Source organism: Flavobacterium sp. Arc3, from assembly GCF_041431375.1.
Taxonomy (GTDB): domain Bacteria; phylum Bacteroidota; class Bacteroidia; order Flavobacteriales; family Flavobacteriaceae; genus Flavobacterium.
Window position 1 is genome coordinate 85,973 of record NZ_JASMRI010000020.1, and the last position, 8,121, is coordinate 94,093.

Below are 8,121 nucleotides of genomic sequence, written 5' to 3' on the forward strand. Positions count from 1 at the left end.
AGGATTGCGAATAGAACGGTATTTCGATTGGTGTGATTCAATTTAGTCTAATTTCTGAAAGAAAAACAGTTCGTGATTTGGTACTAATTCTGGATGAAAGATCTTTATCAAATCTTTTAAAACCCAGTCTGGGCGGGTAGGGGACCATTCAAAATATAGAATTCCTCCTTTTGCCCCCTTGTTTAAGGCATACGAATATACTTTTTTATTTTTAAATGACTCAAATTCCTTGTAATGGGGATTGCTGTCGCTCATTTGTTTTAAAGAGGAAAAATCACCAGGAGCAATCCAGAATTCTGCTTGCTGTGCTTTTTCTAGAATGACTTCAAAGGGCAAGGAAATACTTCCAGTACCTTTTGTGTCTTTCCATAAATAATCTGCTTGTGCATCTTTTAAAAACAGGGCAGCCCAACTTTCCCCTTGGGGTACATACCATTGATCTTGGAACATGGAACCACTAAGAACGGTAGGTTTTTGTGTTGCTTTTTTGGCTAAAGCCAAAGTGCTATTGTATTCTTTTTCAATTTCACTAAATACTGAATTTGCTTTGGAATCCAGTCCGTATAAAGCGCCAAAAAATTTGATCCATTCTGCTTTTCCAAGAGGGGACTGTTCCGTCCAATCGCCATTGAATATTACTTTTAAACCGCTTTTTTGTAAAATATCTAAAGAAGGATTACTGCTGTTTAGCCCAAAGCCAACAATCACTTCTGGCTCCATGTCAATTAAAACTTCTGTATTTAGATTTTCGTTTTTTCCCACTTCTCTCACCATTCCTGCATCAATGCGTTTTCGGGTTTTTTCAGACGAAATATAATCGGTATTGGGAAAGCCAACTAATGTATTTTCGACGCCTAACATTTCCAGGGAAGGTATGTGCGTGGTTGAGGTTACGACAATAGATTTTATAGGAATTTGAATCGTGGTAAACTGCTTTATGCTATCTGGAATGATTCCATTTTTTTCTTGTAAAACGTAGGTGAAATTTTCTTTGGCTCCAGGCCAAGGTTTGGTGATTTTAACTATTGAATAGCCCTTATATCTATAGATCTCAAATCCTTTAGCATACTGGATTTCGTTTTTTAACCCTGATTTTGTTTCCTGATGGGTTTCTTTTTTACATTGGATAAATAACAAAGAAATCAGAAAGAGGAACAGTGTGTTTTTAACGAATTTCATAAATCTAATTTTTTTACAAAAGTATTGTTTTGTTTTAATAAAAATAAGCTTGTGTGATATTTGATACATTTTTTCCAATAATAATAGAGTAATTTTATCTAAAAATAAATCATGAGAGACAATTCAAATACCTTCATCTATATTGTTGCAGGGATTATCATATTGCATTTTGTAGTTGGTTTTGTGTGGCTTATAGTTAAGCTTTCTAAAAAGAAAGATAAGGAAAAGTAATTGTTGTAATTTATTGTTTAGTAGTTTGTTATGCGTTTTTTTAAATGCGTAGCGTGTTTATTGTGGTTAATTCCATTAGGTTTTTTTATAATATCTTTCAATTTTTCTATATTTGCAGCCGTATTGAGGTTGCTTTTTTGTTTTTTCAAAATAGCATTAAAAGGGAATCAGGTTTAAAACCTGGGCTGTACCCGCAACTGTAAGCTATCAAGCTTGTTGTTATCTACAAAACCACTGTTTGCCGCGGCGAATGGGAAGGGAAACAACAAGACGCAAGCCAGGAGACCTGCCTATTACAATTTGTATCAAACTTTCGGGAAAAAAGGTTTGGGTATGGGTTATTTCATACTTTCTTCCCATTTTTAGTCATGTAACGGTAAGAGCCGTTATTAAAAATGTTTTATTAAAATGAACAACAAAATCGTTCGTATTAGTGCGTTATGCGTGCTGATGAGTGCTTGTGCCTTTGCGCAGCAAAAAGAAACTATTTCTACTCCTAATGAGTTGAATGAAGTTGTTATTTCGGATTCTAAATTTGCTTTGGCAAAAGAAAAGTCGGGAAAGGTAATTGTAAAAATTACGGCCGAGGAATTGGCTAAAAAATCGGGGCAATCTCTCGCTTCTATTTTAAGTACTGTAGCAGGTTTAGAGATAAACGGAAACCAAAGTAGTGCTGGTAAAAATTTGGGCTATTACATTCGAGGTGGTCGCAACCGCCAAACTCTAATCCTAATTGATGGAATCCCTGTAACAGATGCTTCGGGTATTAATTTAGAGTACGATTTACGTCTAATCCCTGCAGAACAAGTAGAGAGTATAGAGATTATGAAAGGGGCAGCAAGTACTTTGTATGGTTCAGGGGCGGCAACAGGAGTAATTAATATCACTTTAAAAAAGGCAGGAAAGAAAGCATTTGCCGGAAATGCCTATATGAATATCGGGACACAAACTACAGCAGATAGAACTAATTATCGTCCTGAAGACTATAATCAAGGGCTTTCTGTCAACGGAAATTTGGACAAATTTAATTATTACGCTTCGTTAAACAGTACAGAGACATCAGGGCTTTCTGAAGCTGCAGTTCCTAAATCAGCAGATTTTGAAGTAGATCGCTTTTCCAGAATAAACGCATTGGTTAAACTAGGTTTTAAACCAACAAAAAAGCTTTCATTTGACTTTTTTGGTAATTATGATAGGTTGAAAAATGATTTTGACGGAACATTTGATAATTTAAATAATCCCGATAACTCTTTAAATGTATCGACTTCAGAGCAGTTTCGTTTTGGTTTCTCTCCGAAGTACAAGTATGAAAAAGGAGAGTTTGTTATGAATTCAAGTTTTAATACTATCGAAAGAAATTATAATACGTTTAGCAGTTATTCTAATTCGGTAGACATCAGCGATTACAAATCCAAAAGTGTAAATGTAGATGCTTTTAATAAATATGAATTTAGCAATCATTTTTTTGTGGTAGTAGGAGGTCAGTTTCAATTTCAGGAAATGAGTTCTGAAACCCCTTACGGCGCAATTGCTGCAGAGAAAGCAAAATTTAATACTATTGATCCTTATTTGACCGCAGTCTATAATTCTGATTTTGGTTTAAATCTGAATGTTGGAGGACGTTTTAATATGCATAGTGTTTATGATAATCATTTTGTATTTAATGTGAATCCATCTTATTCTTTTACTGAAGTTCCGTTGAAAGTATTGGCGTCGTATAGCACAGCCTATATTACTCCAAGTTTGTATCAATTGTATTCTCCTTATGGAAATCTAGATTTGACTCCTGAGGAAAATTCTACGGTAGAGGCGGGATTTGAAGTATCATTATTAGATAAAAAACTGACTTTTAATACTGTTGCTTTTTACAGGGAAGAGGAAAATTCATTTGGATTTTATACGAATCCTGATACCTATGCTTCAAACTATATCAATATAGAGGGGAGGAATAATGCGAGAGGAGTCGAAACTATGGTTTCTTATTCTTTTTCGAATGCTCTAAAGGTTAATGGGAATTATACATTTACCCAAGTGGAAGAGCCTTTAAGTAGATTAATTCCAAAACATAAAGGGAATGTTTCCTTGGATTATCAAGCAACAAGCCGTGCTTTCTTCAATGTCAATTATCAGTATGTTGATAAAAGGAAAGACGCTTTCTTTGATGGAGGAACATATGCTACAACGGCTGTTCTTCTAGATTCTTATCAGTTAGTTAATGCAATGGCTAAATATGATGTTATTAAAAACAGAATGAATGTTTTTGCGTCAGTAAACAATATCTTAAATGAAGATTTTGTAGAAACGGTAGGATATAGCACAAGAGGAAGGAATTTTAAAATAGGAGTAAACGTATTGTTTTAATAGTACGTTCTTTAGATAAAACTAAAAAAGGCTTTCAGTGATGAAAGCCTTTTTTAGTTTTACTAATTATGATTTAGTCTAAAGATTTCAAAATACCTTCTGGAGCTTTTTCTAAATACATTTGGTTTTGCAAACCATTCAAAGATTTAGCATCTTTAAAATAGTTGAGTTCTTTTTCAGGGCTTTGTTTTAGCATTTTGCTTGTTCCCGTAATTTTACCTATTGCAGTACTTAACAAAGGTTCTGTAGAATTCCCAAGGACATCCATGTTTCCGTAATTTTCTTTTAGAGAATAATCAGGTGTTAATCCATTGAAGTAATCTCCAAAACCTGCAGCATTTACTATTTTTAAAACTATAGGTTGCATCGCATATCGGTGATTTGGGTTTCTGTTTTCTTGACCAAAAGTAGGGGAGTCATATAATGTAATCGACCCAACATTTTTCCCTGTCGTAACATCTCCTATTTGAACTACGGTCATATAAGGCTTCAAACCATTAATAACAAGTTCACTTGCAGAAGCTGTACTTTTTGTGGTTAGAATATAAATTTTGCTCAATTTCAAGCTGTTTATTGCAGTTGTTTCTATTTTATCTGTGAAGTTGTTATTCAGTGCTTCAGGATTGTTAGATTCAAAATAGCTGTTGATTTTAGGGTTCCATTGTTGTTTTGCAAAAACTTTTCCAGTGTATTGTCCTGTAATCATACTAGCTAGTCGAGCGGCAGTTTGCACTGATCCACCTCCATTATATCTTAAATCAAGTACTAAATCAGTAACTCCTTGCGATTTTAACGTCGCGAAAGCCTCGTTTAGTTTAGTGTCGTAATCTGCATAAAAACCATTGTACATTAAATAACCAATCGTATGTGCTCCATTAACAATTACTTTATTGATTAAAATAGGGTTTTCAGATACTACGGTTTTTGTTAAGGAAACGGTTTTATTATTTGGCGTTATTGCTCCTGAATTATAGTCAGCAAGGTTTAAAGTAAAAGTATCATTAGCCAATAAAGATTGGTAATTACTAATTGTAAGTTGGGTTCCGTTAATACCGTAAAAAATAGCACCACGTTTAATGTCTTTAGTTGCTGCGTCTGATCCTGGAATGATATAACGAACATAACCAAAGATATCTGTACTTGATCCTGGTTTGTAAACTAGGCCAAATTCAACACCGTTATTTTTTGTGATTCCTTGAAGCGCTCCTTCAAGTTCTAAGTAATCATCTACAATCCAACTGAATCTATCGATGGATTTATCGACTCTTAACGCATCAAATAATTGCTCAGGAGTTGAATAGGTTTGTAAGAAAGTGTTTAACTCATTTTGAGATGCAAATCGATCATCAGATAAGTTAGGGACATCTGGTTGCCATAAATAATATTGGTTTAGCCCTTTCCAAATAAAATCCTGAACTTCTAGGTTTATTGGTGCCGCAGTATCATCGTTATCTTGACAGCTTTGGAAAGAAAAAACTACTAAAAGAAGTAATAGCGCAAATTTAAATGTAGGTTTCATATATTGGGGTAATTTATATAATAAACGTAAAAATAGTATGTTTAGTTTTAATTTTAAATATATTTTGTAACAAAAATAAAACTGTCTCGTCTTGATACTATAAGCCGGACTAATAATGTAGTGATTTATGAATCAAATAGAGTTTTTGCAGATTACAACTCCATTCAAAGACAAAGTCTTTCGATTAGCAAAACGGTTGCTTATAAGTACAGAGGAGGCTGAGGACGCTACTCAAGAGATTTTAGTTAAATTATGGAATAAAAACGAAAGTTTGGTTGGTTTCAATAGTGTCGAAGCTTTTGCGATGACCATGACAAAAAATTATTGTTTGGACCAGCTAAAGTCAAAAAGAGCGGGAAATGTTAAGCTCACTCATGATAATTTTACTGATAATTCTCCAAGATTAGATAAAATTGTGGAAGACGGAGATAGTTTGAATTGGGTAGAAAAAATAATTAATCGACTGCCACAGCAACAAAAATTAATAATCCAGATGCGAGATGTTGAACAGTATGATTTTGATGAAATTGCAAAAATATTGGAGATGAATGAAACTGCGATAAGGGTAGCGCTTTCAAGAGCAAGAAAAACAATTAAAGAAAATATGATTAAAATCCACGGTTATGGAATTGAATAAAATAGAAATACTTATTGAAAAATACTTTGAAGGTCAAAGTAGTATTGTAGAGGAAAAAGAGTTGCGGGAATACTTTGCTTCGGCTGAAGTTGCGCCTCATCTAAAGCAGTATGCGCCAATTTTCGCTTATTTCTCACAGGCCGCTGGACAGGAATTCAAACAAAAAGTTATGGAATTGCCGAAGCCTCAGAGTAAAAAAAGAAATAAAGTCTGGTTGTCTATTGCTGCTTCAGTTGTTGTTATGGTAGGTGCTGGTAGTTATCTGTATTTTGATAGTGAAGTTTCAAATCAGGAACTGGGGACGTATGATAATCCTGAGGTAGCGATGAAAGAGACACAAAAAGCATTGGCCATGTTGTCAAGCCATGTAAATGTTGGCATAGAAAGTGTTATAGTTCTTGAGAAATATGAGGATTCAAAAAAATTAATTTTTAAACAATAATAAATAAAACAAAATGAAAAAGTTTATAATCACATTAGTAATAGTATTGGTTTCTAGTCCGTTTTTTGCACAAGCTGCATTTGATAAGTTTGATGGTCAGGATGATGTAACGTCTATTATCGTAAATAAGAAAATGTTTGAGTTGATGAGTAAGGTTAAAGTTGATGCTTCTGATAGGGAAACGCAGCAATATATGAATTTGATAAAAAAGCTGGACAACCTTAAAGTTTTTACTACTACTAGCACCAGAGCAACTAGTGATATGAGGTTAACTGCAGAAAAATATATAAGAACGGCAGGTCTGGAAGAATTGATGCGTGTCAATGATAGCGGTAAAAATATTAAAATATTAGTAAAATCTGGAGCGACAGACTCTCAAATAAGAGAACTTTTAATGTTTATCGAAGGTGGGAGCAAATCAAATGAGACTGTTTTGATGTCGTTGACGGGTAATTTTGATTTGAACGAAATTTCTATTCTTACCGATAAAATGAGAATACCAGGTGGAGATGATTTGAAAAAAGCAACCAAAGGAAAAAAATAAAAGAAAATGAAAACGATTTATAGCATAGCGATTTTTGTGAGTCTGTTAACTGTTAGTTGTAATTCAGAACCTACGCTACAAAAGTATTTTGTGGAAAATACAGAAAACACGGATTTCATTGCATTAGATGTTTCTCCGAGTATACTGAATGTAGATAAAACTAAACTATCTGCAGAACAAAGTGGGGCTTTAGAAGCGTTTGATAAAATGAATGTTTTAGCCTTTAAGCTTAATGAGAATAACAAAGCAGAATTCGAATCAGAGCGGGCAAAGGTTAGTTTGATTCTAAAGGACAAAAAGTACCAGCAGTTGATGAAGTATGGTTCCGGTTCGGTAGGTGCTTCAGTAAGCTATGTAGGGACAGATGAGCATATAGATGAGTTTGTTTTGTATGCAAATAGTAAAGATGCAGGATTTGCTGTCGTGCGAGTTTTAGGTAAGGATATGAATCCTAATAATATTATCACATTAATGTCAGTTTTGAGACAGTCTAATATTGATATGGAGCAATTAAAGCCTTTACAGGAAATGTTTGAAAAGTAAGATAATATATTTTTAATTTAAAGCGTCTCGGCAGTTTGTCGAGACGCTTTTTTTGTGACAACTATTTTAGGTTAGATAGTAAAAGTGGGGGTGTGGTGCCTTTTTTTGTTTTTGAGAGTTGCTATTAATGGAGCGGGCTTTTTTCAGGCTATGCTAGCTGAAGCGGTTTTATAGGAGTGTATAAATCTCTTATTAGAAAGTTTAAACTCGATTCGTAACATAATGAGTTTTTATTGTTGAATAGTAGGATTAGTTTGCAATATCACTAAAAGTAGGTATTGTGAAAGAGGCGTAATACTCGTTCCTTTACTTTACTGTAGAAACGGTTGTTATTGTACTGTTTGCAGAGTTAAAATAAAGAATTAGATGATGATTGCCAAGAAATACAGCGTAGCTAATGTGGAGCTGCTAAGAAGGGAACATAAAAACGACAGATTGTTTTTGTATATAGGTGCTTTTGTAATTATAACAATTGGTTTTTCAATATTTTTTTTACTGAGAATGGCTTTTCTAAAGAATTTTGGAGGGGATTTTTAGGATCAGGAACAAAACCTGGGGTCAATCTCAAAAGTTGGGGAGGAATTAAACATTCCCGAGATTTACAGAAAAAAATAAGACTTGGAAAATTATATAGAACTTCTTAAACTCATACTTCCTGAATTGAT

At 33.9% G+C, this 8,121-nt stretch carries 7 protein-coding genes and 1 riboswitch; of the genes, 5 read left to right on the forward strand and 2 right to left on the reverse strand.

Going from position 1 to position 8,121, the window contains the following annotated elements; genetic code table 11:
• Positions 1-42: 42 nt before the first annotated feature.
• Complete coding sequence (locus QO200_RS14480; protein WP_371541250.1) at positions 43-1,179, reverse strand: ABC transporter substrate-binding protein; 1,137 nt, start codon at positions 1,177-1,179, stop codon at positions 43-45.
• A gap of 340 nt (positions 1,180-1,519) precedes the next feature.
• A riboswitch (cobalamin riboswitch) is annotated at positions 1,520-1,719 on the forward strand.
• Between the two features lie 99 nt (positions 1,720-1,818).
• Here QO200_RS14480 and QO200_RS14485 point away from each other — a divergent pair.
• Complete coding sequence (locus tag QO200_RS14485) at positions 1,819-3,771, forward strand: TonB-dependent receptor plug domain-containing protein (RefSeq protein WP_371541252.1); 1,953 nt, start codon at positions 1,819-1,821, stop codon at positions 3,769-3,771.
• A gap of 73 nt (positions 3,772-3,844) precedes the next feature.
• On the opposite strand, the gene QO200_RS14490 is transcribed toward QO200_RS14485, so the two are convergent.
• Positions 3,845-5,290, reverse strand: coding sequence for a S41 family peptidase (locus QO200_RS14490; RefSeq protein WP_371541255.1), 1,446 nt, complete (start codon positions 5,288-5,290; stop codon positions 3,845-3,847).
• 127 nt (positions 5,291-5,417) lie between these two features.
• Between QO200_RS14490 and QO200_RS14495 the strand changes: the two genes are divergently transcribed.
• From QO200_RS14495 to QO200_RS14510, 4 genes are read left to right on the forward strand one after another with little or no spacing between them, the layout of a single operon-like run.
• Complete coding sequence (locus QO200_RS14495) at positions 5,418-5,927, forward strand: RNA polymerase sigma factor (protein ID WP_371541258.1); 510 nt, start codon at positions 5,418-5,420, stop codon at positions 5,925-5,927.
• A complete protein-coding gene (locus QO200_RS14500; protein ID WP_371541260.1) occupies positions 5,914-6,369 on the forward strand; it encodes a hypothetical protein in 456 nt (151 codons plus the stop codon). Before QO200_RS14495 ends, QO200_RS14500 begins: the two co-directional genes overlap by 14 nt.
• A gap of 13 nt (positions 6,370-6,382) precedes the next feature.
• Positions 6,383-6,913, forward strand: coding sequence for a DUF4252 domain-containing protein (locus tag QO200_RS14505; RefSeq protein ID WP_371541263.1), 531 nt, complete (start codon positions 6,383-6,385; stop codon positions 6,911-6,913).
• Between the two features lie 6 nt (positions 6,914-6,919).
• Entirely contained in the window at positions 6,920-7,456 is a 537-nt protein-coding gene (locus tag QO200_RS14510; protein ID WP_371541264.1) for a DUF4252 domain-containing protein, read from the forward strand.
• The last annotated feature ends 665 nt before the right edge of the window (positions 7,457-8,121 follow it).

Coding starts and splice junctions, on each gene's coding strand:
- QO200_RS14495 (WP_371541258.1), top strand. CDS start 5,418: ATGAATCAAATAGAGTTTTTGCAGATTACAACTCCATTCAAAGACAAA.
- QO200_RS14505 (WP_371541263.1), top strand. CDS start 6,383: ATGAAAAAGTTTATAATCACATTAGTAATAGTATTGGTTTCTAGTCCG.
- QO200_RS14500 (WP_371541260.1), top strand. CDS start 5,914: ATGGAATTGAATAAAATAGAAATACTTATTGAAAAATACTTTGAAGGT.
- QO200_RS14485 (WP_371541252.1), top strand. CDS start 1,819: ATGAACAACAAAATCGTTCGTATTAGTGCGTTATGCGTGCTGATGAGT.
- QO200_RS14510 (WP_371541264.1), top strand. CDS start 6,920: ATGAAAACGATTTATAGCATAGCGATTTTTGTGAGTCTGTTAACTGTT.
- QO200_RS14480 (WP_371541250.1), bottom strand. CDS start 1,179: ATGAAATTCGTTAAAAACACACTGTTCCTCTTTCTGATTTCTTTGTTA.
- QO200_RS14490 (WP_371541255.1), bottom strand. CDS start 5,290: ATGAAACCTACATTTAAATTTGCGCTATTACTTCTTTTAGTAGTTTTT.